This window comes from Kitasatospora paranensis (assembly GCF_039544005.1).
Classification (GTDB): domain Bacteria; phylum Actinomycetota; class Actinomycetes; order Streptomycetales; family Streptomycetaceae; genus Kitasatospora; species Kitasatospora paranensis.
In genome coordinates, this window is record NZ_BAABKV010000001.1 from 3040814 (window position 1) to 3064839 (window position 24026).

Genomic DNA, 24026 nt, shown 5'->3' on the forward strand with positions numbered 1-24026 from the left:
GCGTATTACCGGGCGGCCCTTTTGTCTGTGGCTCCCGCCAGTTGCTCCGTCACACGGGCGTGCGGCCTGCGCCGTTCAGCCCCCGACGGTCTGCGTCGCCTCACCGCGCACATGGCCGTCACCAGTGACGATGTACTTGGTCGAGGTCAGCTCCGGCAGGCCCATCGGGCCCCGGGCGTGCAGCTTCTGGGTGGAGATGCCGATCTCCGCGCCGAAACCGAACTCACCCCCGTCGGTGAACCGGGTCGAGGCGTTGACCGCCACCGTCGTCGAGTCCACCAGCTGGGTGAACCGGCGGGCGGCCGCCTGCGAGGTCGTCACGATCGCCTCGGTGTGACCGGAGGACCAGCGGCGGATGTGCGCCACCGCGGCCTCCAGCGACGGCACCACCGCAGCCGCGATGTCGTACGACAGGTACTCCGCGCCCCAGTCCTGGTCGGTCGCCGGCACCGCCGTCGCCGACGTGCCCTCGGCGGCCTTCAGCACCGCGTCGTCACCGTGCACGGTCACCCCCGCCGCGGCCAGCGCCTCCAGCGCGAGCGGCAGGAACTCGTCCGCGACGTCCTGGTGCACCAGCAGGGTCTCCGCCGCGTTGCAGACGCTGACCCGCTGCGCCTTGGAGTTCAGCAGGATGCCGACCGCCATCGCGAGGTCCGTCCGGGCGTCCACGTACACGTGGCAGTTGCCGGTGCCGGTCTCGATGACCGGCACGGTGGAGCCCTCGACCACGGTGCGGATCAGCGAGGCGCCGCCGCGCGGGATCAGCACGTCGACCAGGCCCCGGGCGCGCATCAGCTCCTGCACCGAGTCGCGGCTCTCGCCCGGCACCAGCTGGACGACGTCGGCGGGCAGCCCGGCCGCCTCGACGGCGTCGCGCAGCACGGCGACCAGCGCCGTGTTCGAGCGGTACGCGGAGGCCGAGCCGCGCAGCAGCACGGCGTTGCCGGACTTCAGGCAGAGCGCGGCGGCGTCCACGGTCACGTTGGGGCGGGCCTCGTAGATGATGCCGACCACGCCGAGCGGCACCCGGACCTGGCGGACGTCCAGACCGTTGGGCAGCGTGTAGCCGCGCACCACCTCGCCGACCGGGTCGGGCAGGCCGACCACGTCGCGGACGTCGGAGGCGATCGCGGCGATCCGCTCCGCGGTGAGGCTCAGCCGGTCGACCACCGACTCGGCCGTACCGGCCTCGCGGGCCCGCGCCACGTCCTGGGCGTTGGCGGCGGTGATCTCCGCCGTCCGGGCCACCAGGGCGTCCGCGATCGCCAGCAGCGCGGCGTCCTTGACGCTGCGCGGCAGCGGGGCGAGCACGGCGGCCGCCTCACGGGCACGGCGCGCGGCGGCGAGGACGGGGCTGTCGGTGGTGGCGTGGTCGCTCATGCGGCAAGGGTAGCGAGTCGGCCGGAGGGGCCCGGCCGGTATTTCGCCGGATGAGACGGGCGCCCGGCGCGGCCCCGCACCGGCGCGCCCGGAACGGCCTCAGTACGGGTGGACGCCGCCGGGCCGCGGGGGCGGGCCGTGGAAACCCTCGGCGACCCGCTGCTGGTACGTCACCCGGTCGACGACCTCCAGGCCGACGATCTCCCACGGCGGTAAGTTCGCCGAGGCCTTGTGCTCCCCCACAGCCGCAGCGCGATCGCCGCGGCGTCGTGCAGGTCGCGGGCCTGCTCCCAGTAGCGGATCTCCGCGTGGTCGGCGGCGTAGCGGGCGGTCAGGAAGAACGAGTGGTCGAGCGCGAGCTGCTCCAGACCGGCCCGCAGCTCGGCGAGCGGGGTCTCCCGGCCGGCCACCGACAGCACCACGTGCCAGAGTCTGGCCTGGTCGTCGGCGCCGCCGTCACCGTCCGCCTGCGGCCGCAGCTCACGGACCGCACCGGCCGCGGACCGGTCGGCCGGGCGTCCGCCGGTGATGCCGGTGAGCCGCCGCCCGGACGTCTCGTGGGGCAGCGTCCCCGAGCGCCTGCTTGCCATCGGAGGCCTCCTGTTCGGCATGGTCGTGGTGCCGGTGTCGGCCGCCCCGCCGACACCCCTCGCGGCAGCGCCCGCTCAGCCGCGCAGGACGACCAGGTCGTCCCGGTGGACGACCTCGCGCTCGTACGCGGCACCGAGCTCCTGGGCCAGCTCCCGCGTGGACCGGCCGAGCAGCCGGGGCAGCTCCCTCGCATCAAAGTTGACCAGTCCGCGGGCCACGATGTGGCCGTTTTCACCAAGAAGGTCGACCGGATCACCCGCGGTGAAGTCGCCCTCGACCTTGGTCACACCGGCCGGGAGCAGCGACTTCCCGCCGTTGACGACCGCGTCCACGGCGCCCGCGTCGAGCTGGAGCGCACCGCGCGGGGTGGAGGCGTGTTCGAGCCACAGGAGCCGGTCCGCGGAGCGGCTGCCGGTACGCCGGAACAGCGTGCCGGTGGGCCGACCGGCGAGGGCGTCGGCTGCCTGGCTGGCGGCGGTGAGCACCACCGGGATGCCGGCGCCGGTGGCGATCCGGGCGGCCTCCACCTTGGTCACCATGCCGCCGGTGCCGACGCCCGCCTTGCCCGCGCTGCCGATCTCGATGCCGTCGAGGTCGTGCGCCCCGGAGACGGTCTCGATCCGGCTGCTGCCGGGCCTGCTCGGGTCCCCGTCGTACAGGCCGTCGACGTCGGAGAGCAGCACCAGCAGGTCGGCCCGGACGAGGTGGGCGACCAGGGCGGCCAGCCGGTCGTTGTCGCCGAACTTGATTTCGGCGGTGGCGACGGTGTCGTTCTCGTTGACGACCGGCATCGCGCCCATCGCCAGCAGCTGGTCGAGGGTGCGGTAGGCGTTGCGGTAGTGGGCGCGCCGGCTGGCGTCCTCGGCGGTCAGCAGGACCTGGCCGACCCGGATGCCGTACCGGGCGAAGGAGGCCGTGTAGCGGGCCACCAGCAGGCCCTGGCCGACGCTGGCGGCGGCCTGCTGGCGGGCCAGGTCGTGCGGGCGGCGGTCCAGCCCGAGCGGGGACAGCCCGGCGGCGATGGCGCCGGAGGAGACCAGGACGACGTCCGGGGCGTCCGGGCGGGCCCGGACCTTGGCGATCGCGTCGACGAGCGCGTCGACCCGGTCGGCGTCGAGGCCGCCGGCCGCGGTGGTGAGCGAGGAGGAGCCGACCTTGACGACGATCCGCCGGGCGTCGAGGACGTCCTGCCGCAGTGTCTGATCCGTCATCAACCTGGCCCTTCGCACGGTGGTCCGACGCCCGCAATCTACGCGATCGGGACGGGGCCGCCGAACCGGATATCACCCCGTGGACGGCCCGGCCGGACAGCACGAAGCCGGCCCGGGGGCGCTGCATGCGCCCCCGGGCCGGCCGTGGCAGGACTCAGTGGTCCTCGTCCTCGTCGCCCTCCAGGGCGGCGCGGCCGGAGGAGAGCGCCTCGAAGGCGCGGTACTCGTCCTCGGCGGCGTCCCGGCCGCGCTGCTTCTCGCGGCGGCGGTCGACGGCGGGGCGCTGGGTCTCGAAGCGGTGGTCCTCGCCGCGGCGGCCGAGCATCTCCGCGCCGGAGGCCATGGTCGGCTCCCAGTCGAAGACGACGGCGTTCTCGTCGGGGCCGATGATGACCGTGTCGCCCTCCTTGGCGCCGATCTTCCACAGCTCCTGCTCGACGCCCAGGCGGGCCAGCCGGTCCGCGAGGTAGCCGACGGCCTCGTCGTTGGCGAAGTCGGTCTGGCGCACCCAGCGCTCGGGCTTGCCGCCGCGGATGCGGTAGGCGCCGTCCTCCTCGGTGATGGTGAAGCCGGCGTCGTCCACGGCGGTCGGCCGCAGCACGATCCGGGTCGACTCCTCGACGGGCTTGGCGGCCCGGGCCTCGGCGACGATCTGCGCCAGGGCGTAGCTGAGTTCGCGCAGGCCCTTGTGGGCGACCGCGGAGACCTCGAAGACGCGGTAGCCGCGCTCCTCCAGCGACGCGCGGGTGAGGTCCGCGATGTCCTGGCCGTCCGGGACGTCGATCTTGTTCAGCGCGACCAGGCGCGGCCGGTCCTCCAGGCCGCCGTACTGGGCGAGCTCGGACTCGATGGTCTCCAGGTCGGTGAGCGGGTCGCGGCCCGGCTCCAGGGTGGCGCAGTCCAGGACGTGCACCAGGACCTCGCAGCGCTCGACGTGGCGCAGGAACTCCAGGCCCAGGCCCTTGCCCTGGCTGGCACCCGGGATCAGGCCGGGGACATCGGCGATGGTGTAGACCGTCTCGCCGGCGGTGACCACGCCGAGGTTGGGGATCAGGGTGGTGAACGGGTAGTCCGCGATCTTCGGCTTGGCCGCGGAGAGCACCGAGATCAGCGAGGACTTGCCGGCGCTCGGGTAGCCGACCAGGGCGACGTCGGCGACGGACTTGAGCTCCATCACGATGTCGCGGGCCTCGCCGGGCTCGCCGAGCAGCGCGAAGCCGGGGGCCTTGCGGCGGGCGGAGGCCAGCGCGGAGTTGCCGAGGCCGCCGCGGCCGCCGGCGGCGGCGACGAAGCTGGTGCCGTGGCCGACCAGGTCGGCCAGCACGTTGCCCTGCTTGTCGAGCACCACGGTGCCGTCCGGCACCGGCAGCACGAGGCCCTGGCCGTCGGCGCCCGTCCGGTGCCCGCCCGCGCCCGGCTTGCCGTTGGTGGCCTTGCGCTTGGGCGAGTGGTGGTACTCGAGCAGGGTGGTGATCTGGGAGTCCACGACGAGGGTGACGCTGCCGCCCTCACCGCCGTTGCCGCCGTCGGGTCCGCCGAGCGGCTTGAACTTCTCGCGATGGACGGAGGCGCAGCCGTGGCCTCCGTTACCCGCGGCGACGTACAGCTCGACGCGGTCCACGAAGGTGGTCATGGGGTGTGCCTCCAGTGCGAAGAAAAAGTGTGTCCTGCGGTAAAGCATGAAGGGTGGACCGGAACATTCCGGCCCACCCTTCACGACGAGTCCTGACGTGGGGTCAGACTCAGGCCTCGACGGCCACGATGTTGACGACCTTGCGGCCGCGGCGGTTGCCGAACTGCACGGCACCGGCGCTCAGCGCGAACAGGGTGTCGTCGCCGCCACGGCCGACGTTGGCACCCGGGTGGAAGTGGGTGCCGCGCTGGCGGACGATGATCTCGCCGGCGCTGACGACCTGGCCGCCGAAGCGCTTGACGCCGAGGCGCTGGGCGTTCGAGTCACGGCCGTTCCGGGTAGAGCTTGCGCCCTTCTTGTGTGCCATCTCGCTATCCCCTTACTTGCTGACGGAGTCGATGCTCGTGATGCGCACCGCGGTGAACTTCTGGCGGTGACCCTGACGACGGCGGTAACCCGTCTTGTTCTTGTAGCGGAGGATGACGATCTTGTCGCCCTTGGTCTCCTCGACGACCTCGGCGTGCGCCTTCACGCCGCCGAGGACCCACGGGTCGGAGGTGACGGCGTCACCGTCGACGACCAGGATGGTCGACAGCTCGACCGAGTCACCCGGCTTGGCGTCGATGCGGTCAATCTCCAGCACGTCGCCGACGGCGACCTTGTGCTGGCGGCCGCCTGCGCGAACGATCGCGTACATGCGGTACCTGCTTTCTGTACTCGGTCGGAACTCGCCGATGCCAGCCACTGGGTACGGACACAGGGCCTCCCCGGTCCCGGCGAGGCCGGATCCGGGAGGTGAAGTGCTCGGGAGCGTGGCGTCAACACGCCGAGGGTCAAGAATACGGATCGGCCACCGCTGGGGCAAACCGGGCCCTACCGGGGCCGGGGCGGCCCACCCTCGCGGGTGGGCCGCCCCGGCTCCGGGGCATCACTCTGCGGCGCCGTCACCTTCGGCGGCCGCGGCCTTCTTGGCCGCCGCGCTCGTCCGCTTGGTGGCGGTCTTGCGGGCGGTGGTCTTCTTCGCCGCCGTGGTCTTCTTCGCCACGGCGGTCTTCTTGGCGGCGGCCTTGCGGGGGCGCGCTTCTTCGGCGCGGGCGCCTCGGCGTCCTCCTCGGCCGTCACGTCCTCCGCGGTCGCGTCGGCCTCCTCGGCCACCGGCTCGGCCTCGACGGCCGGCTCGGTGACGGGCTCGGCGACAGCGGCCGGCTCGGCCTCCGCGACGGGCTCGGCGGCCGGGGCCTCGGCGGCGGCCAGCGCGGCCTCCATGGCGGCCTCGGCACGGGCCTGCAGGACGACGATCTCGGCCTCGGCGGGCGCACCCGCCGGGGCGGTCGCCTTGCGCACCGCGCGGCGGCGGGTCCGGCCGGCCGGAGCCGCCGGGGCCTGGACCGCGGCGGGCTGCTCGACCACGGCCGCCTCGACGGCCACGGCCTCGACCGGCTCCGCGGCCTCCACGGCCTCCGTGAGCGCCTCGGCGGCGGCCTCCAGCGGCTCCTCCGCCTCGACGGCCTCCGTCAGCGGCTCCAGGGCCTCCAGGGCCTCCTCGCCGTCCTCGGTCAGCACCTCGGCATGCTGCTCGGCCTGCGCCGAGCCGCCCTTGCCGCGGCGGCGGCGCTTGCTGCTGCCGGCCGCCTCGCCGGACACCGGGGTGCCGCCCCCGCCGCCGTGGCTGTGCGGCTGGTCCATGTGGACGATGACGCCGCGGCCGTTGCAGTGCACGCAGGACTCCGAGAAGGACTCCAGCAGGCCCTGGCCGACCCGCTTGCGGGTCATCTGCACCAGGCCGAGCGAGGTGACCTCGGCCACCTGGTGCTTGGTCCGGTCCCGGCCCAGGCACTCCAGCAGCCGGCGCAGCACCAGGTCGCGGTTGGACTCCAGCACCATGTCGATGAAGTCGATCACGATGATGCCGCCGAGGTCGCGCAGCCGCAGCTGGCGGACGATCTCCTCGGCCGCCTCGATGTTGTTGCGGGTGACGGTCTCCTCGAGGTTGCCGCCCTGTCCGACGAACTTGCCGGTGTTGACGTCGACGACGATCATCGCCTCGGTGCGGTCGATCACCAGCGAACCGCCGCTCGGCAGCCAGACCTTGCGGTCCAGTGCCTTCATCAGCTGCTCGTCGATCCGGTACGTGGCGAACACGTCGACGTCCGAGGTCCACTTCTGGAGCCGCTCGGCGAGGTCCGGGGCGACGCCCGCGACGTAGTCGTGGATGGTGTTCCACGCCTCGGAGCCGCTGACGACGACCTTGGTGAAGTCCTCGTTGAAGATGTCGCGGACGACCCGGACGGTCATGTCCGGCTCGCCGTACAGCAGCACCGGGGCGTTGCCGCCGGCGACCTTCTTCTGGATGTCCTCCCACTGCTGCTGCAGGCGCTGGACGTCCGCGGTCAGCTCCTCCTCGCTGGCGCCCTCGGCGGCGGTGCGCACGATGACGCCCGCGTCGTCCGGGACGATCTTCTTGAGGATCTGCTTGAGACGGGCCCGCTCGTTCTCCGGCAGCTTGCGGGAGATACCGGTCATCGAGCCCTCGGGCACGTAGACCAGGTAGCGGCCGGGCAGCGAGATCTGGCTGGTCAGACGGGCGCCCTTGTGACCGATCGGGTCCTTGGAGACCTGGACGAGCACGGACTGGCCGGACTTGAGCACCGACTCGATCCGGCGCGGGCCGCCGTGGCCGCCGAGCGCACCGAAGTTGACCTCACCGGCGTACAGCACGGCGTTGCGGCCCTTGCCGATGTCGACGAAGGCGGCCTCCATCGACGGCAGCACGTTCTGGACCTTGCCCAGGTACACGTTGCCGACGTACGAGGTGGCCTGCTCCTTGTTGACGTAGTGCTCGACCAGCACGCCGTCCTCGAGGACGCCGATCTGGGTGCGCTCGCCGTTCTGGCGCACCACCATCACCCGCTCGACGGACTCGCGGCGGGCCAGGAACTCGGCCTCGGTGATGATCGGCACCCGGCGGCGGCCCAGCTCGCGGCCCTCGCGGCGGCGCTGCTTCTTCGCCTCCAGACGGGTGGAGCCCTTGATGGACTGCACCTCGTCCGGGTCGAAGGACGGCTCGGTGGAGCGGCGGCGCGGCTCGCGCACCTTCACCACCGTGCGGACGCCGTCCTCACTGGTCTCGGGCTGCTCCCCGCCGCCCTCACCGCTGCGGCGGCGGCGACGGCGACGGCGACGCGAGGAGGACAGGCCGGCCGCGAGGTCGTCCTCGTCGTCCTCCGGCTCCTCGTCGGCACCCTCGTCCTCGGCGTGCGGCTGCTCGGCGGCGGTCTCGGCGGCCTCCGGCTCCTCGGCCTCACCGCGGCGGCGGCGACGGCCGCCCCGGCGGCGACGGCGGGACGGACGGCCGTCCTCCTCCCAGTCGCCCTCCGGCTCCGGGCCGGCGGCGGGCGCCTCGACGGCGGCCTCCTCCTGGGCGCGGGCGGCCGGGGCCTCGGCCTGCACCGGACGGGCCGGGGCGGCGGCCGGAGCCGGGGCCGGGGCCTGGGTGCGGGACGGGGTCTGCACCCGGACGGAGGTGCGGACGCGGCGGCGGCGGCCGACACCGCTGTACTCGAACTCCTCCTCCTCGGAGGAGCCGGCCGGGGCAGTGGCCGGCTTCGACGTGGCGGTCGCCTTCTGCGCGGACGACTTCTGCGCGGCGGCCGGAGCCTGGGCGGCGGCCGGAGCCTGGGCCGCGGCCTTGGCCGGGGCCTGGGCGGCGGCGGCCGGCGCGGTGTAGGGCGCGGGCTCCTGGAAGACCGGCGCCTGGAAGATCGCGGTCGACGGGCGGACGGCGCGGCGGCGGACGCGGTGCGTCGGCTCGGGCTCGGCGACGGGGGCGGGGGTCTCGGCGGCGGGCTCCTCGACGGCCTCGGCCTCCTCGTCCTCCTCCACCGGCTCGGCAGGGGTCTCGACGACGACCTGCGCCGGCTCGACCACACGGCGACGGCTGCGGCGGGCGGGCTTCTCGGCGGGCTCGGCCTGCGGCTCGGCGGCGACCGGGGCATCGACGGCCTGCGGCTCGGCGGCGACCGGGGCGGCCTCCGGCGCACCGGCCGGGGCCTCGGCGCGCTTACGGGTACGGCGGGCACGGACCGGCTTCTCGGCGGCCTCGGCGGGCGCCTCGACGGCGGCCGGGGCCTCGACGGCCTGCGGCTCGGCGGCGACCGGGGCATCGACGGCCTGCGGCTCGGCGGCGACCGGGGCGGCCTCCGGCGCACCGGCCGGGGCCTCGGCGCGCTTACGGGTACGGCGGGCACGGACCGGCTTCTCGGCGGCCTCGGCGGGCGCCTCGACGGCGGCCGGGGCCTCGACGGCCTGCGGCTCGGCCGGCACGACCGTCTCCGCGCTCTCGGCGGCGGCGCCCTGCGGGGCACCGGCCGGGCGGGAGACCGCCCGGCGCCGGCGACGCGGCGGGGCGGCGGAGGTGCCGTCGGCGGAACCCTCGGCCGGTTCCGCAGCGGACTGCGGTTCGGTGTTCTCAAGCATGCGGGTGGATCTCCCGTCAGGCCCCCGGGCTCCGCATCCGGGCACGGCTCGACACCTGGGTCACGGTCGCACGCGGTGATCGCGTGCCGACGCCCACGGTGCCGCCGGGCGGGCGCGAGGCCGCACAGAGGCTCGTAGTCTGGCTCGGCACTCGCAGGGTGCGGGGTGCCGAAAGTCTTCTGGTCCGACCAGTCTTCTCGTGTGTCCGGGAAGGGCCGCGAGGCCCGTCCGTCTACGACGGCGCTCGCTCCCCTGGGAAGCCGCGGGGACCTGGGGAGCCAGCGACCCGGTGGCGGGTCCTGGCTCCCGCCCGCTCGGCGGTCGGCGAAGGCGCGCAGCCGTACAGCCGCTACTGCGCGGCCACGGCCGCGGCGCGATCGAGCGCCAGCGGGTCGGTCACCGTGCCGGTCTCCTCGTCGAGCGGCCCCTGCGCCAGCCTGGTCACCTCAGCGGGGACCGGCGGCGCCAGGTCGGCCGTCGCACGGAGACCGGACAAAACGTCGTCGGGTCGTACGGCGGGTGTGGCGTGTCGTACTACCAGCCGCAGTATCGCACAGGGTGTGCCCGCACGAACATCGTCGGCACGCTCTGTGGCAGTGTCGTGACCATCGCCGACCTGCGGGGGAGAACCTGGAGCACCGAAACGGCCCCGCGGGCGTCGAACACCCGGACCCCGTTCTTGGTCATCCGCCGGACCTCGACCTGCTCGCTGGCCAGGAACGCGGCGACCGCGCGGGCCGCCTCGTCGAGCTCCACGCCGGGCAGCCGCAGCTGCCACTCGGAGGCCTCCAGCCGCTCCACGAAGTTCGCGGTGCGGGCCTCGACGGCGTCGATCACGTCCAGGCCGGGCGGCAACGACTCGTCCAGCTGCGCGCGCAGCGCCTCGGGGTCGCGGGCCTCGGCGAGGCCGATCTCCACGTACTCGGCCTCGCTGGCGACACCGGTCGGCGCCGCATTGGCGTACGACACCTTGGGGTGCGGGGTGAAGCCGGCGGAATAGGCCATCGGGACGGCCGAGCGGCGGAGCGCGCGCTCCAGCGCCCGCTGGAAGTCCCGGTGGCTGGTGAAGCGCAGACGGCCACGCTTGGTGTAGCGGAGACGGATGCGCTGCACCGTCGGCGCGGGCGGGGGACCGTCGGGCGTGCGGCGTGCCAGGGCTGCTCAGTCCTTCGTCAGTGTCCCGTCCGGCCCAGGGACGGCCGGATTCTTGTCATGACAAGCCTACGCGCCCCGGACCCGCCGCTTCGCCCGGTCACCCCACAAGGGCCGCCCGGACCTCCCGGACCACCCGCCGGATCTCGTCCCGGGCGGGCCACCACACCTCCCGCCGCAGCCACCGGCAGGGCCGCACCACCAGGTACCGCCAGAGCCGGCCGCCCAGCCGCCAGGCCCGCACCACCGCGCGGCCGAGCTCGCGCAGCACCGGGCGCAGCAGGCGCCGCCAGCACCACGCGACCGGCACCAGCAGCAGCTCCAGCACCTCGGCCACCGCCCGGACGGCCGCGGCCAGCAGCCGCAGCAGGAGCCCGGCACCCGGCACCAGCACCCGCCGGACGAACAGCACGATCCCGCGCCCGAGCAGCCCGGTCGCCGCGGCCACCAGGGCGAGAGCGGCGCCGATGGCGGCCGCCAGCGCCCGTACCCCGGGCAGCAGCACCCGGGTCGCCAGCAGGCGCAGCGGGGCCGCCAGCAGGTGCTGCAGCGACCACTCCAGCGCCGTGCCCACACCCAGCAGGACGGCGAGCAGCAGCCGGCCGAAGGGCACCAGCACGTACCGGCCGAACCAGGTCAGCGGCACGACGACCAGCACCCGGCCGACCGCGCCCGCCCCCGCCGCCAGCCGGCGCAGCAGCTCCGCCAGCAGCCGGCCCACCGGCACGACCACCCCCGGTGCAAGCAGCGGGCGGGCCGGACGAGCAGCACCGCCGCCAGCCACGCGACGGCCGCGCCGAATCCGCGGGCCGCGGCCACCAGCAGGACACCGAACGGCCGCAGCACGCGGCGCCCGAACCAGCGGGCCGGGGCCACGACGAGCGTCCGCCACGCCCACCCGAGCGCCCGTCCGGCGGCCCGGAGACAGCCGCGCAGCAGCTCCACCGCCCTCCGGCACGACCGGGCCACGGCCAGCCCCACCGGGCGCAGCAGCCGGCGGTACAGCAGCAGCGCGAGCCCACGGACGGCGCCGTCCGCCCACCGCCCGGCCGCCGCCAGCACCCGGCCGGCCGGCCGCAGCACGACCAGCGCCGCCTCCCAGGCGAACCGGAGCGGCACCACCACCAGCAGCGCGAACACCCGCGCCGGCACCCGGACGAAGGCGACCAGGCACCCCTCGGCGGGTCTGCCGTCCTCCATTGCGTCTCCTCATGGGCCGACGGCCCTCCCCGGCAGTACACCGGAGGAGGGCCGTCGGGTTGCGCACGGACGGGTTACGACTTGACCACGGTCAGCGGCAGCAGCTTCTTGCCGGTCGGGCCGACCTGGATGTGGGTGTCCATCTGAGGACACACCCCGCAGTCGAAGCACGGGGTCCAGCGGCAGTCCTCGACCTCGACCTCCTCCAGGGCGTCCTGCCAGTCCTCCCACAGCCAGTCCTTGTCGAGGCCGCTGTCCAGGTGGTCCCAGGGCAGCACCTCCTCGTAGGCGCGCTCGCGGGTGGTGTACCAGTCGACGTCCACGCCGGTGCCGGCCAGGCCCTTCTCGGCGCAGGCGATCCAGCGGTCGTAGGAGAAGTGCTCGCGCCAGCCGTCGAAGCGGCCGCCGTCGTCGTACACGGCGCGGATGACCGCGCCGATCCGGCGGTCGCCCCGGGAGAGCAGGCCCTCGATGATGCCGGGCTTGCCGTCGTGGTAGCGGAAACCGATGTTCTTGCCGAACTTGCGGTCGTTGCGGATCGAGTCGCGCAGCTTGGTGAGCCGGGCGTCGGTGTCCTCCGCGGACAGCTGCGGGGCCCACTGGAACGGCGTGTGCGGCTTGGGCACGAAGCCGCCGATGGAGACGGTGCAGCGGATGTCGTTGGTGCCGGTGACCTCGCGGCCCTTGGCGATGACGTTCTTGGCCATCTCGCCGATCTGGAGCACGTCCTCGTCGGTCTCGGTGGGCAGCCCGCACATGAAGTACAGCTTCACCTGGCGCCAGCCGTTGCCGTAGGCGGTGGCGACGGTGTTGATGAGGTCCTCCTCGGACACCATCTTGTTGATCACCTTGCGGATGCGCTCGCTGCCGCCCTCGGGGGCGAAGGTCAGGCCGGAGCGGCGCCCGTTGCGGGAGAGCTCGTTGGCCAGGTCGATGTTGAAGGCGTCCACGCGGGTGGACGGCAGCGACAGGCCGACCTTGTCCTCGGAGTACCGGTCGGCGAGGCCCTTGGTGATGTCGGCGATCTCGGAGTGGTCGGCGCTCGACAGCGAGAGCAGGCCGACCTCCTCGAAGCCGGTGGCCTTGAGGCCGCGTTCGACCATCTCGCCGATGCCGGTGATGCTTCGCTCCCGCACGGGGCGCGTGATCATGCCGGCCTGGCAGAAGCGGCAGCCGCGGGTGCAGCCGCGGAAGATCTCCACCGACATCCGCTCGTGGACCGTCTCCGCGAGCGGCACCAGCGGCTGCTTCGGGTAGGGCCACTCGTCGAGGTCCATCACGGTGTGCTTGGAGACCCGCCACGGCACGCCCGGACGGTTCGGCACGACCCGGCCGATGCGGCCGTCCGGCAGGTACTCGACGTCGTAGAAGCGCGGCACGTAGAAGCCGCCGGTCCTCGCCAGGCGCAGCAGGACCTCGTCGCGGCCGCCGGGCCGGCCCTCGGCCTTCCAAGCGCGGATGATCTCGGTCATGTCGAGCACGGCCTGCTCGCCGTCGCCGACGACCGCGCAGTCCAGGAAGTCCGCGATCGGCTCCGGGTTGAACGCGGCGTGTCCGCCGGCCAGCACGATCGGGTCGTCGAGGCCGCGGTCCTTGGACTCCATCGGGATACCGGCGAGGTCGAGCGCGGTGAGCATGTTGGTGTAGCCGAGCTCGGTGGAGAAGGAGAGCCCGAACACGTCGAAGGCCTTCACCGGGCGGTGCGCGTCCACGGTGAACTGCGGCACGTCGTGCTCGCGCATCAGCGCTTCCAGGTCGGGCCACACGCTGTAGGTGCGCTCGGCGAGCACGCCCTCGCGCTCGTTGAGCACCTCGTAGAGGATCATGACGCCCTGGTTGGGCAGGCCGACCTCGTAGGCGTCCGGGTACATCAGGGCCCACCGGACGTCGCAGGCGTCCCAGTCCTTGACGGTCGAGTTGAGCTCGCCACCGACGTACTGGATCGGCTTCTGGACGTGCGGGAGGAGGGCCTCCAGGCGTGGGAAGACCGATTCGACAGTCATGCGCAAGGACCTTTTTCGGAGAAAACAGGTGACCCTCAAGGGTAGCCGAACGCGGACGGGTGCCGTTCTGGTGCGCCCGGGCGCGGAGGCCGGGGCGCGGGCGCCGGAGCCCGGGGCGCGTGCGCTTCCCCTGCACCCCACCGGTGTTGACACGCTCTGTGCACCCGTGGACTACTGGCAGGGCACCCCCGCGTCATCGCGCACCGCCGACCCAACGGAGCCAGCTGTGACCAATCAGAGTGTGAGCCAAGGGAGTTCGCACGAGGTCGACAGGGGCAACTGAGCCCATGAACGAGACTGGGGTCCGGGTGGCGGGTGCCCGGCACGGCGGCCTGGGCGGATTCGTCGGGGCATCGCAGGCAGCGGCCCGGGCGGCCCGGCTGGCCCGGCTGCATCCGGGGCTGGTGGCCCTGCGGCAGGTGGGCACCTCCCGCGGCGGACGGCCGCTGCTGCTGCTCTCGGTCGGCGACGGGCCCCGGCACGTGCTGGCGGTCGGCGGCCCGCATCCGAACGAGCCGGTCGGCACCGCCACCGCCCTGCACCTGGCCGAGCGCGCCGTCCGGGAGCCGCGGCTGCGCCGCGGCTCGTCGGTCACCTGGAACTTCCTGCTCTGTCTGGACCCGGACGGCGCCGCACTGACCGAGGGCTGGCTGCGCGGGCCGCTCACCATGGAGCGGCACTACCGGTACTTCTACCGGCCCGCGGTGGACGGGCAGCCGGAGTGGCTGCCGCCGGCCGGCGCCGGGTGGGCGGTGCTGCCGGAGACGGCGGCGCTCACCGGGGTCATCGACGAGCTGCGGCCGTTCCTGCAGTGCTCCCTGCACGGCGTGGACGTCGGCGGCAGCTTCGTCCAGCTGACCGGTGAGGTGCCGGGGCTCGCGGAGCCGTTCGCCCGGTCCGCCGCCGAGGCCGGCGTCCCGCTGGAGCGGGGCCCGTACGACGCGTTCCGCTGGCCGAGCCCGGGCCCCGGCACCTATCTGATGCCGGCGGTGGACCGCGGCGAGGACGAGGGACTGACCGAGGACCCGGCCTGCTCCACCTGGACGCACGCCCAGCGGTACGGGGCGGTGACGGCCGTGGTGGAGGTGCCGATGTGGGCCACGACGGTGGTCGCCGACCGGGCGCCCTCGGCGGATCCGGAGGGCGAACTCGCCGCCGCGGCCCGCATCCTGCGGGCGGAGCACGAGCCGCTGGCCGAACTGCTGGCCCAGATCCGGCCGCTGCTGCGCACCCCGCACGGGCCGCTGCTGCGGTCGGTGGAGTGGCACCTCGCGGTGGCGCCGCGGCAGGCCGGGGAGTGGGAGCCGGCCGCGGTCGCGGCCGGGCGCGGGCCGCTGTCCGAGCTCACCCGGGCCGATCTGGCGGGCATCGAGATCCAGACCCACCGGATGCCGCTGCGGATCACGGCGATGCTGGCCCGGCTGCTGGCCGACGCGGAGGGGCCGGCCGTGGGTGCGCTGCGGCAGCGGGCGGCGCGGCTGGTCGCGGAGCGCTGCACCCGGCTGCGGGGACGCTTCGGCACCCGCTGGGTGCCGGTGCGCGACCAGGTGGCGCACCAGGCGCGGACGGTGGTGGCGGTCTTCGACGGCCTGGCGTAGCGGACGTCGGCGCCGGCCCCGTTGCGGAGCCGGCGCCGACGCGGGGGTCAGATCCCTATCGGCCGCTGGGCCCGGACGGACTGGAGCAGGCCGATGGCGATCCAGACCGCGAACATCGACGAGCCGCCGTAGGAGACGAACGGCAGCGGGATGCCGGCGACCGGCATGATGCCGAGGTTCATCCCGATGTTCTCGAACGCCTGGAAGGCGAACCAGGTGACCACGCCGGCGGCGAGGACGGTGCCGTACAGGTCGGTGGCCTGGCGGGCGATCCGGCAGCCGCGCCAGAGGATCACCCCGAGCAGGCCGATCAGGGTCAGCCCGCCGACGAAGCCGAGCTCCTCGCCGACGACGCTGAAGACGAAGTCGGTCTGCTGCTCGGGGACGAACTGGCCGGTGGTCTGGAAGCCGTGGAACAGGCCCATGCCGGTGAGGCCGCCCGAGCCGATCGCGATCCGGGCCTGGGCGGTGTTGTAGCCGACGCCCGCCGGGTCGAGCGCGGGGTTGGCGAAGGCCGCGAAGCGGTCGATCTGGTACTTGCTGAGCACGCCGAGCTTCCAGATCACCACGGCGCCGGCGCCGCCGGCCGCGATCAGGCCGAACACCCAGCGGTTGGCGGCGCCGGAGGCCAGCAGGATGCCCATGATGACGACGGCCATCACCATCACGGAGCCGAGGTCGGGCATCAGCATGATGATGCCCATCGGCAGGGCGGCCAGCAGCAGGGCCCGCACCACGCTGCGGTCCGAGGGGAACTCCCGTTCGCCCGCGTCGACCTGGGCGGAGAGCACGACCGCCATCATCACCACGATGGCCAGCTTGGCGAACTCGGCGGGCTGCAGCGAGAAGCCGCCGCCGAACTGGATCCAGGAGTGGGCGCCGTTGATGGTGGAGCCGAGCGGGCTGAGCGTGGCGGCGAGCATGAGCAGCACGGCGATGTAGAAGAACGGCACGGCGGTGCGCAGCCGGCGTGTCCCTATGGCGACGGTGATCCCGCACAGCGCGATGCCGACCATGGTGTTGGTGAGGTGCCGGTACAGGAAGTACTGCGGGTCGCCATGGGTGAGGGCATCCCGGCCGCGGGTGGCGGACCAGACCAGCAGCGAGCTGCCCAGGGAGAGGGCGAGCGCCGCCAGGACCATGATCCAGTCCATCCGGCGCAGCGGCGCGTCCTTGGCGAGGGCCCGGGAGATCCCGCCGCGCTGGGGGGCGAGCCGGACGGTGCGGTACGAGCCGTAGGAGGTCATGCCCGGCTCCTTCCGGTGACGCGGGCGGGTTCCACGGCGGCCAGGTCCAGGGACGTGGGGGTGCTGGAGCCGGTGGCCGGGGTCGGGTCGAGGAACTCGGCGCCGGAGGGGTAGGCCTGGCCGCCGGGGTAGTCGGCCTGCTTGATGATCGCGGTGCCGTCCGGGTTGAACTTGGGCAGCTCGGCCTGCGGCTTGGGCAGCAGCGCCTTGCCGCCGTCGATCGCGCCCTTGTCGTCGACGCCGTACAGCGCCTGGTAGATGCGTCGCACCGAGTCACCGGAACCGCCGGAGCCGGTGCCGCCCTGGCTTATCGTCATCACGACCGCGTAGTCGGCACTGTAGGTCGTGAGCCACGAGGTGGTCTGCTTGCCGGCGACCTCGGCGGTGCCGGTCTTGGCGTGCAGTTCGATCTTGCCCTGCGGCCAGCCGGCGCCGACGAACTTCCAGGCGGCGGTGCCGCTGGTGACGACGCCCGCGGTGGCCTGGTCGATGTAGTCGAGCAGCTTGCCCTGGGCGGGGATCTTGCCGTCGACGTGCGGAGCGATGTCGCGCACCAGCTTGCCGTCCGGGCTCATGATCGCCTTGCCGATGCTCGGCCGGTACAGCGTGCCGCCGTTGGAGAGGGCGGAGTAGATCCGGGCCATCTGGAGCGGGGTGACCAGGGTGTCGCCCTGGCCGATCGCGAAGTTGACGGCGTCACCGGCGCGCATCACGTTGCCGTCGACGCAGTTCTCGCGGGCGATCTCGTCGGCGTACTCGTGGCCGCCCCTGGCCGCCTGGGCGCACCAGGCCTTCTGGTTGGCGTCGAAGAACGCCTGCTTCCACTGCCGGTCGGGCACCCGGCCGGGGACCTCGCCGGGCAGGTCGACGCCGGTCTTGGCGCCGAGGCCGTACTCGTGGGCGGTCTTGGTGAACCAGTCGGCGGGGTTCTTCGGCTTGATGCCGCCGTCCTTCTGCCACTGGTCGTAGGCGAGGCCGTAGAAGACGGTGTCGCAGGAGATCTCCAGGGCCTTCTCCAGCGAGATGTCGCCGAAGCTCTCGCCTTCGAAGTTCTTGAACTCGCGGCCGCCGATGGTCAGGCTCGGCGGGCACGGGTAGTGGCCGTCGAGCGAGTAGCCGGCCTGGACGGCCGCGGTGGTGGAGATCACCTTGAAGGTGGAGCCGGGGGCGGACAGCCCCTGGATGGCGCGGTTGATCAGCGGGTAGTTGGACGACTTGTCGTTCAGCGCCGCGTAGTCCTTGGCGGAGATGCCGCCGACCCAGAGGTTGGGGTCGAAGGTCGGGGCGCTGGCCATGGCGATGATCCGGCCGGTGTGGACGTCCATCACGACGGCGGCGCCGGAGTCGGCCTCGTAGTTCTTGTGGGTCTCGTTGTCGTAGACCTTGCGGGCGTCGGTCATCGCCTGCTGGAGCTGGTCCTCGACGGTCTTCTGGACGCGGGCGTCGATGCTGGTCACCAGGTTGTTGCCGGGCTGGGCGGGCACGGTGCCCGCGCTGCCGATGACCTTGCCGAGGTTGTCGACCTCCAGCTTGTCGACGCCGGTGGTGCCGCGCAGGTCGTCGTCGTAGACGGACTCCAGGCCGGCCCGGCCGATCTGGTCGGACGGCAGCCGGCGCTCGCGGCCGGTCTTGTCGGCGGTCTTGGTGACCTCCTCGTCCGTGACGGGCGAGAGGTAGCCGAGCACCTGGGCGGCGCTGGCGCCCTCGACGCCGGTGTAGCTGCGGACGGCGGTGGGCTGGGCGGTGACGCCGGGGAAGTCCTCGCGGCGCTCCATTATCTGCATCGCCTGCTGGGTGGTGGCCTGCTGGGTGACCGGGATCGGCTGGTAGGGCGAGCCGTTCCAGCAGGGCTTGGGGGTCTTGGCGTCGCAGAGCCGCACCTTGTCCTGGACGTCCTTGGCGGGCATCCCGAGGACGTCGGCGAGCCGGGCGAGCACGGCCTTGCCGCGGTCCTTCTGCTGGAGCAGTTCGGTGCGGCTGACCGAGACCACGAGCTTGGTCTGGTTGCCGACCATCACCCGGCCGGAGGCGTCGAGGATCTCGCCGCGGACGGCGGGTTCCACGACCTCGCGGATGTGGTTGCCCTGGGCCTCGGCCGCGTACTGGCTGCCGGTGCGGATCTGCAGGTACCAGAGCCTGCCGCCGAGGGTGGCGAGCAGGGAGAGCACCAGGATCTGCAGCACCACCAGGCGGATCGTCACCCGCATGGTCCGCCCGGTCTCCGGGATGTTGCTCAACGAAGGTCCCCCTCCGGGATCGTCTGGGGCGGGTTGGTCCGGGCTGTCGGCCGGCTCACGGGCGGCGGGCGAGGCCGAGCGAGCGCTTCTTCTTGTACGCCGGCACCGGCGAGGACTCCCGGGTGGTCTTGTACCGGGCGAGGCTGCCGAGCCCGGCGCCGCCGGGGTCGTCGGTCTCGGCCTCGCCGGTGACGCCGTCGAAGCGGCGGGCCAGGAACATCACCGCGGGCACCACGAAGGGTGCGAGCAGGACGTCGTACAGCAGGGCGCTGAACACCAGTCCGGCGAGCCCGACGTGGCGGGCGGCGGTGTCGCCGACCAAGGCGCCGACCGAGGCGTAGAGCAGGGTGGAGACGACCGCCGCGGTGGCGACGACCATCAGGGCGCTGACGGCGGAGCGCTGACGGCCGGCGTCGGGGCGCAGCAGTCCGGCGGCGTAGCCCATGATGCAGAGCACCAGGGCGTAGCGGCCGATGGCGTGGTCGGACGGCGGGGCGACGTCGGCCAGCAGGCCGGCGGCGAAGCCGACGAGGCAGCCGCCGGTCGGCCCGTAGACGAGGGCGAGGCCGACGACGACGAGGAGCATGAGGTCCGGGGTGGCCCCGGGCAGCTGGAGCCGGCCGAGCACGCTGACCTGGACGACCAGGCCGAGCAGCAGCAGGACGGCGGAGAGCAGGATGCGGTTCGGGCGCACGGTCAGTTCCCCCGGCGGCGGTGGCGGACGGGCCGGCGGGCTGCTGCGGCTGGGCGGCCGGGGTGTTCGCGCCGGCGGTGGGCTTGGGCGGCAGCACGGAGTCGCGCGGGTCGCTGCGCGGCGGCACCACGACGACGCCGATCAGGTCCAGGCGGGTGAACTGCACGTACGGCTCGACCAGCACGGTCTTGGTGAGCTGACCGGGCGTCGCCTGGACCTGGACGACCCGTCCGATCGGTACGCCGGGGACGAACGGGCGGCCGCTCGGGGAGCCGAAGCTGACGACCCGGTCGCCGTTCTTGACCTGGGCCTTGCCGTTGAGCAGTTCGACCCGCATCGGGCTGGTGCCCTGGCCGGCGGCGAAGCCGATCTCGTCGCTGCCCTCCAGCCGGATGCCGGCGGTGAAGCCGGGGTCGGAGGCGAGGAGGACGGTGGCGGTGGTCGGGGCGACGGTGGTGACCCGGCCGACGAGGCCCTGGCCGTTGATGACGGTCATGTCGCGGGTCAGGCCGTCGTCGCTGCCGGCGTCGATGGTGATCGTCCAGGAGAAGCCCTGGGCGGCGCCGATCGCGATGACCTGGGCGGCCTTGACGGTGTATCCGCCGGAGCCGGCGGTGTGCAGCAGGTCGTCGAGCTGCTTGGTGCGGCCGGCGGCGGTGTCGGAGGAGGCGAGCCGCTGGCGCAGCTCGGTGTTCTCCTTGGTGATCTCGTCGAGCCGCTGCTGGTGGGTGGAGGCGTCCCGGACGGCGCGGATGGTGCCGGCGACCGGGTTGACCAGTCCGGCGGTGCCGCTCTCGACCGGGCCGAGCAGCCCGGCCGCCGCCCGGCGGGCTCCGCCGAGCGGCGAGCCCTCGCCTCCCTTGATGTCCACGGTGATCAGTGCGAAGGCGACCGCGACCAGCAGGATGAGCAGTAGTCGGCTCTCTCGTGTGTCCCTCACGGTGCTGGAGCGCCCCTTCGTTCCTGGTACCGGTTGTTCAGTTGGTTCTGCGGTCCGGCTCAGCGCCGGGGCTGGGCGTCCAGCACCTGCTGGAGCGCCTCGAACTCCTCGACGCACTTGCCGGCGCCGAGCGCGACGGAGTCCAGCGGGTTCTCCGCGATGTGGATCGGCATGCCGGTCTCGCGGCGCAGGCGCTCGTCGAGGCCGCGCAGCAGCGCGCCGCCGCCGGTGAGCACGATGCCGCGGTCCATGACGTCGCCGGCGAGCTCGGGCGGGCACTGGTCGAGGGTGGTCTTGACCGCGTCGATGATGGAGTTCACCGGCTCGTCGATGGCCTCGCGGACCTCGGCGGCGGAGATCACCACGGTCTTGGGCAGACCGCTGACGAGGTCGCGGCCGCGGATCTCGGCGTGCTCGTCCTTGTCGCCCTCCAGGGCGAAGGCGGAGCCGATCGACATCTTGATCTGTTCGGCGCTGCGCTCACCGAGGAGGAGGCTGTACTCCTTCTTGATGTGCTGGACGATGGCGTTGTCCAGCTCGTCGCCGGCGACGCGCAGGGACTGCGCGGTGACGATGCCGCCGAGCGAGATGACCGCGACCTCGGTGGTGCCGCCGCCGATGTCGACCACCATGTTGCCGGTGGGCTCGTGGACGGGCAGGCCGGCGCCGATCGCGGCGGCCATCGGCTCCTCGATGATGTGCACCTGGCGGGCGCCCGCCTGGGAGCTGGCCTCGATCACGGCACGGCGCTCGACCCCGGTGATGCCGGAGGGCACGCAGACCACGACCCGGGGCCGGGCCAGGTAGCGGCGCCGGTGGATCTTGAGGATGAAGTAGCGGAGCATCCGCTCGGTGATCTCGAAGTCGGCGATGACGCCGTCCTTGAGCGGGCGGATCGCCACGATGTTGCCGGGCGTGCGCCCGATCATCTTCTTGGCCTCGGCGCCGACCGCGAGGATGCCACCGGTGTTGGTGTTCACCGCGACGACGGACGGCTCGTTGAGGACGATCCCCTTGCCCCTGACGTACACCAGCGTGTTGGCAGTGCCGAGGTCGATCGCCATGTCACGGCCGATGAACGACAGATTGTTGGCCATGGGGTGTGCAGTGCCTTCCCGGGCTCGGTGTCCATTGCGGGGAGTGGGCCGATCGCGTGCGCCCACGACAGGGCTGACATCAGCTGAGCAGCCGTACCGGGCCCATGAGTTGCGTCCATCGTAGCCAGGCCTGTCCGGGGCGGACCGCGTGGTACGGCATGCTGGCCATTCTCCGGCGCGCGGTGTGCTGTTCCCGGGATTGGGACGCCGTGTCGGGACCCGGGGTTCCGTATTTGACGATGAAAAGGTGAGATTCACCTGGTCGGGCCCACGGCCTTGCGGCCGGGGGCCCTGCGTCCACGGACGGTCAGGCGTGCGCGGGGAAGAAGATCTTGATCTCGCGCTCGGCGGACTCCGCCGAGTCGGAGGCGTGGATCAGGTTCTCGCGGGTGATCGTGGCGAAGTCGCCGCGGATGGTGCCGGGGCCGGCCTGCAGCGGGTCGGTGGCGCCGGCCAGCGCGCGGATGCCCGGCACGACGTTCTCGCCCTCGACGATCAGCGCGATCGACGGACCGGACGTCATGAACTCGAGCAGCGGCTCGTAGAACGGGCGGCCGACGTGCTCGGCGTAGTGCAGCTCCAGCGTGGCCCGCTCGAAGGTGCGCAGCTCGACGGCGGCGAGCCGCCAGTTCGCCTTGCGCTCGATGCGGCTGATGATCTCGCCGGCCAGGCCGCGCGCGACGGCGTCGGGCTTCAGCAGGACGAGAGTGCGCTGGGTCACGGTGCGGCTCCTGGGGATCGGGGTCTGCGTGGTGTAGGCGACCACGTCAGACACTACCTTGCGTGAGCTGCGCGGATGCGCGCGGAGTGTGAAGGCCTCACACGGCCGCCGCGGCGACCCGCGCCGCCTTGATCTCGTCGATCCGCCGGCCGTAGCGCACCGAGCACCACCACAGCGCGGCGAAGACCACGCCGAGGCCGTACATGGTCGGCAGCACCACGCCGCTGGCGATCAGGCCGATCTGCAGCACCCAGCCGACGGCCACCGCGCCCGGGCGGCTGATCATGCCGCAGAGCAGCACGCACAGCACCATGGCGATGCCGCTGACCGTCCAGACGGTGGCGGTCGGCACGTCGGAGAGCTGCATCGCGACCAAGCCGGCGAACATGATCAGGAGTGCCTCGCCGATCAGGGTCGAGGAGCACAGGATCCGCATCGGGGCACTACTTCCTTCCGAACAGCAGGCGCGCCTCGCCCACCGTGATGACCGAGCCGGTGACCAGGACGCCGGCGCCGCCGAGGTCCTCCTCCTCGGCGAGGGTGATGGCCGCCTCGATGGCGTCGTCGAGCCGGGGCTCGACCTGCACACGGTCCTCACCGAAGATCTCCACGGCGAGCGTGGCCAGCTCGTCCACCGGCATCGCGCGGTGGGTCGAGTTCTGGGTGATGACGACCTCGGCGAGGACCGGCTCGAAGACCTCCAGCAGCCCGGAGACATCCTTGTCGCCACTGGTGGCGATCACACCGACGAGCTTGGTGAAGGCGAAGGCCTCGCCGATCGCGGCGACGGCCGCGTCGGCGCCGTGCGGGTTGTGCGCGGCGTCCAGGATGACGGTCGGCCCGCGGCGGACGACCTCCAGGCGGCCCGGGGAGGAGACACCGGAGAACGCCTGGCGCACCTTGTCGACGTCGAGCTGCCCGCCGCCGCCGGCGCCCACGCCGAAGAACGCCTCGACGGCGGCCAGCGCCAGCGCGGCGTTGTGGGCCTGGTGGGCGCCGTGCAACGGGAGGAAGAGGTCCTCGTACTCGGCGCCGCCCAGGCCGCGCAGGGTGACGAGCTGGCCGCCGATGGCGACCTCGCGGCGGATCACGCCGAACTCCATACCCTCGCGGGCCACCGTGGCGTCGACCTCGACGGCGCGCTTCAGGATGGTCTGCGCGGCGTCGAGCTGCTGCTGCGCGACGACGGCGAGCGCGCCGGGCTTGATGATGCCGGACTTCTCCACCGCGATCTCACCGGGCGTGTTGCCGAGCTTGTCGGTGTGGTCCAGGCCGATCGGGGTGATCACCGCGACGGCCGCGTCGATCACGTTGGTGGCGTCCCAGGAGCCGCCCATGCCGACCTCGACGACGGCGACGTCCACCGGCGCGTCGGCGAAGGCGGCGTACGCCATGCCGGTCAGCACCTCGAAGAAGGACATCGCGACGGGCTCGCGCTCGTCGACCATCCGCACGTACGGCTCGATGTCGCGGTAGGTCTCGACGAATCGCTCGGGGCTGATCGGCACGCCGTCCAGGCTGATCCGCTCGGTGACGGACTCCACGTGCGGGCTGGTGTACCGGCCGGTGCGCAGCTCGAAGGTGCCGAGCAGCTGCTCGACCATCCGGGCCGTGGAGGTCTTGCCGTTGGTGCCGGTGATGTGGATCGAGGGGTAGGAGCGCTGCGGCTGGCCGAGGATGTCCATCAGGGCGCTGATCCGGTCGAGCGAGGGCTCCAGCTTGTTCTCGGGCCAGCGGCCGGAGAGCTCGGTCTCGACCGCGCGCAGCTCGGCCTCGGGGCCGGTGGCCGCCTCGTCGGCGGGGCGGGAGGTGTACGGGTTCTGCTCGGCCTTGTCGCTCACCCCCA

General features: G+C 73.1%; 17 protein-coding genes and 3 pseudogenes. 1 reads left to right on the plus strand and 19 read right to left on the minus strand.

Annotation, left to right across the window (positions count from 1 at the left end; all coding sequences use genetic code 11):
• Positions 1 to 75 precede the first annotated feature (75 nt).
• From ABEB13_RS14885 to ABEB13_RS14935, 11 genes and pseudogenes are all read right to left on the minus strand, one after another.
• Entirely contained in the window at positions 76 to 1380 is a 1305-nt protein-coding gene (locus tag ABEB13_RS14885) for a glutamate-5-semialdehyde dehydrogenase (protein WP_345705906.1), read from the minus strand.
• Positions 1381 to 1479: 99 nt separating this feature from the next.
• Positions 1480 to 1970: pseudogene (locus ABEB13_RS14890) on the minus strand (hypothetical protein).
• A gap of 75 nt (positions 1971 to 2045) precedes the next feature.
• Positions 2046 to 3182 (minus strand): glutamate 5-kinase, encoded by a 1137-nt coding sequence (gene proB, locus ABEB13_RS14895; RefSeq protein WP_345705907.1) that lies wholly within the window; start codon positions 3180 to 3182, stop codon positions 2046 to 2048.
• 154 nt (positions 3183 to 3336) lie between these two features.
• Positions 3337 to 4815: a GTPase ObgE gene (gene obgE, locus ABEB13_RS14900; RefSeq protein WP_345705908.1), complete on the minus strand. Its 1479-nt coding sequence runs from the start codon at positions 4813 to 4815 to the stop codon at positions 3337 to 3339.
• A 109-nt stretch (positions 4816 to 4924) separates the two neighbouring features.
• On the minus strand, positions 4925 to 5182 hold the full coding sequence (gene rpmA / locus ABEB13_RS14905; protein ID WP_345705909.1) for a 50S ribosomal protein L27: 258 nt from the start codon (positions 5180 to 5182) through the stop codon (positions 4925 to 4927).
• Positions 5183 to 5194: 12 nt separating this feature from the next.
• On the minus strand, positions 5195 to 5512 hold the full coding sequence (gene rplU / locus ABEB13_RS14910) for a 50S ribosomal protein L21 (RefSeq protein ID WP_100890198.1): 318 nt from the start codon (positions 5510 to 5512) through the stop codon (positions 5195 to 5197).
• A 176-nt stretch (positions 5513 to 5688) separates the two neighbouring features.
• Positions 5689 to 9291, minus strand: coding sequence for an Rne/Rng family ribonuclease (locus ABEB13_RS14915; RefSeq protein ID WP_345705910.1), 3603 nt, complete (start codon positions 9289 to 9291; stop codon positions 5689 to 5691).
• 349 nt (positions 9292 to 9640) lie between these two features.
• Positions 9641 to 10404, minus strand: a pseudogene (locus ABEB13_RS14920) (TIGR03936 family radical SAM-associated protein).
• A gap of 139 nt (positions 10405 to 10543) precedes the next feature.
• Complete coding sequence (locus ABEB13_RS14925; RefSeq protein ID WP_345705911.1) at positions 10544 to 11164, minus strand: hypothetical protein; 621 nt, start codon at positions 11162 to 11164, stop codon at positions 10544 to 10546.
• On the minus strand, positions 11080 to 11643 hold the full coding sequence (locus ABEB13_RS14930; protein ID WP_345705912.1) for a hypothetical protein: 564 nt from the start codon (positions 11641 to 11643) through the stop codon (positions 11080 to 11082). Before ABEB13_RS14930 ends, ABEB13_RS14925 begins: the two co-directional genes overlap by 85 nt.
• A 74-nt stretch (positions 11644 to 11717) precedes the next feature.
• On the minus strand, positions 11718 to 13646 hold the full coding sequence (locus tag ABEB13_RS14935; protein ID WP_345705913.1) for a TIGR03960 family B12-binding radical SAM protein: 1929 nt from the start codon (positions 13644 to 13646) through the stop codon (positions 11718 to 11720).
• 287 nt (positions 13647 to 13933) lie between these two features.
• Between ABEB13_RS14935 and ABEB13_RS14940 the strand changes: the two genes are divergently transcribed.
• A complete protein-coding gene (locus ABEB13_RS14940) occupies positions 13934 to 15244 on the plus strand; it encodes a M14 family zinc carboxypeptidase (RefSeq protein WP_345705914.1) in 1311 nt (436 codons plus the stop codon).
• Positions 15245 to 15291: 47 nt separating this feature from the next.
• On the opposite strand, the gene rodA is transcribed toward ABEB13_RS14940, so the two are convergent.
• The 8 genes and pseudogenes from rodA to folC form a co-directional block, all read right to left on the minus strand.
• Positions 15292 to 16491, minus strand: a complete 1200-nt coding sequence (gene rodA, locus ABEB13_RS14945) for a rod shape-determining protein RodA (RefSeq protein ID WP_345705915.1) — start codon at positions 16489 to 16491, stop codon at positions 15292 to 15294.
• Positions 16488 to 18728: a penicillin-binding protein 2 gene (gene mrdA / locus ABEB13_RS14950; RefSeq protein ID WP_345705916.1), complete on the minus strand. Its 2241-nt coding sequence runs from the start codon at positions 18726 to 18728 to the stop codon at positions 16488 to 16490. Before mrdA ends, rodA begins: the two co-directional genes overlap by 4 nt.
• Positions 18729 to 18783: 55 nt before the next feature.
• Complete coding sequence (gene mreD / locus ABEB13_RS14955; RefSeq protein WP_345705917.1) at positions 18784 to 19422, minus strand: rod shape-determining protein MreD; 639 nt, start codon at positions 19420 to 19422, stop codon at positions 18784 to 18786.
• A 1-nt stretch (position 19423) separates the two neighbouring features.
• Positions 19424 to 20362: pseudogene (mreC, locus tag ABEB13_RS14960) on the minus strand (rod shape-determining protein MreC); the annotation flags it as partial.
• Between the two features lie 59 nt (positions 20363 to 20421).
• A complete protein-coding gene (locus ABEB13_RS14965) occupies positions 20422 to 21447 on the minus strand; it encodes a rod shape-determining protein (RefSeq protein WP_100892858.1) in 1026 nt (341 codons plus the stop codon).
• 319 nt (positions 21448 to 21766) lie between these two features.
• On the minus strand, positions 21767 to 22180 hold the full coding sequence (gene ndk, locus ABEB13_RS14970; protein WP_345705918.1) for a nucleoside-diphosphate kinase: 414 nt from the start codon (positions 22178 to 22180) through the stop codon (positions 21767 to 21769).
• A 97-nt stretch (positions 22181 to 22277) separates the two neighbouring features.
• Positions 22278 to 22616, minus strand: a complete 339-nt coding sequence (locus ABEB13_RS14975; protein ID WP_345705919.1) for a DUF4233 domain-containing protein — start codon at positions 22614 to 22616, stop codon at positions 22278 to 22280.
• A gap of 7 nt (positions 22617 to 22623) precedes the next feature.
• Positions 22624 to 24021 carry a bifunctional tetrahydrofolate synthase/dihydrofolate synthase gene (gene folC / locus ABEB13_RS14980; protein WP_345705920.1) on the minus strand — a complete coding sequence of 466 codons (1398 nt, stop codon included), beginning with the start codon at positions 24019 to 24021 and terminating at the stop codon, positions 22624 to 22626.
• Positions 24022 to 24026: the final 5 nt, after the last annotated feature.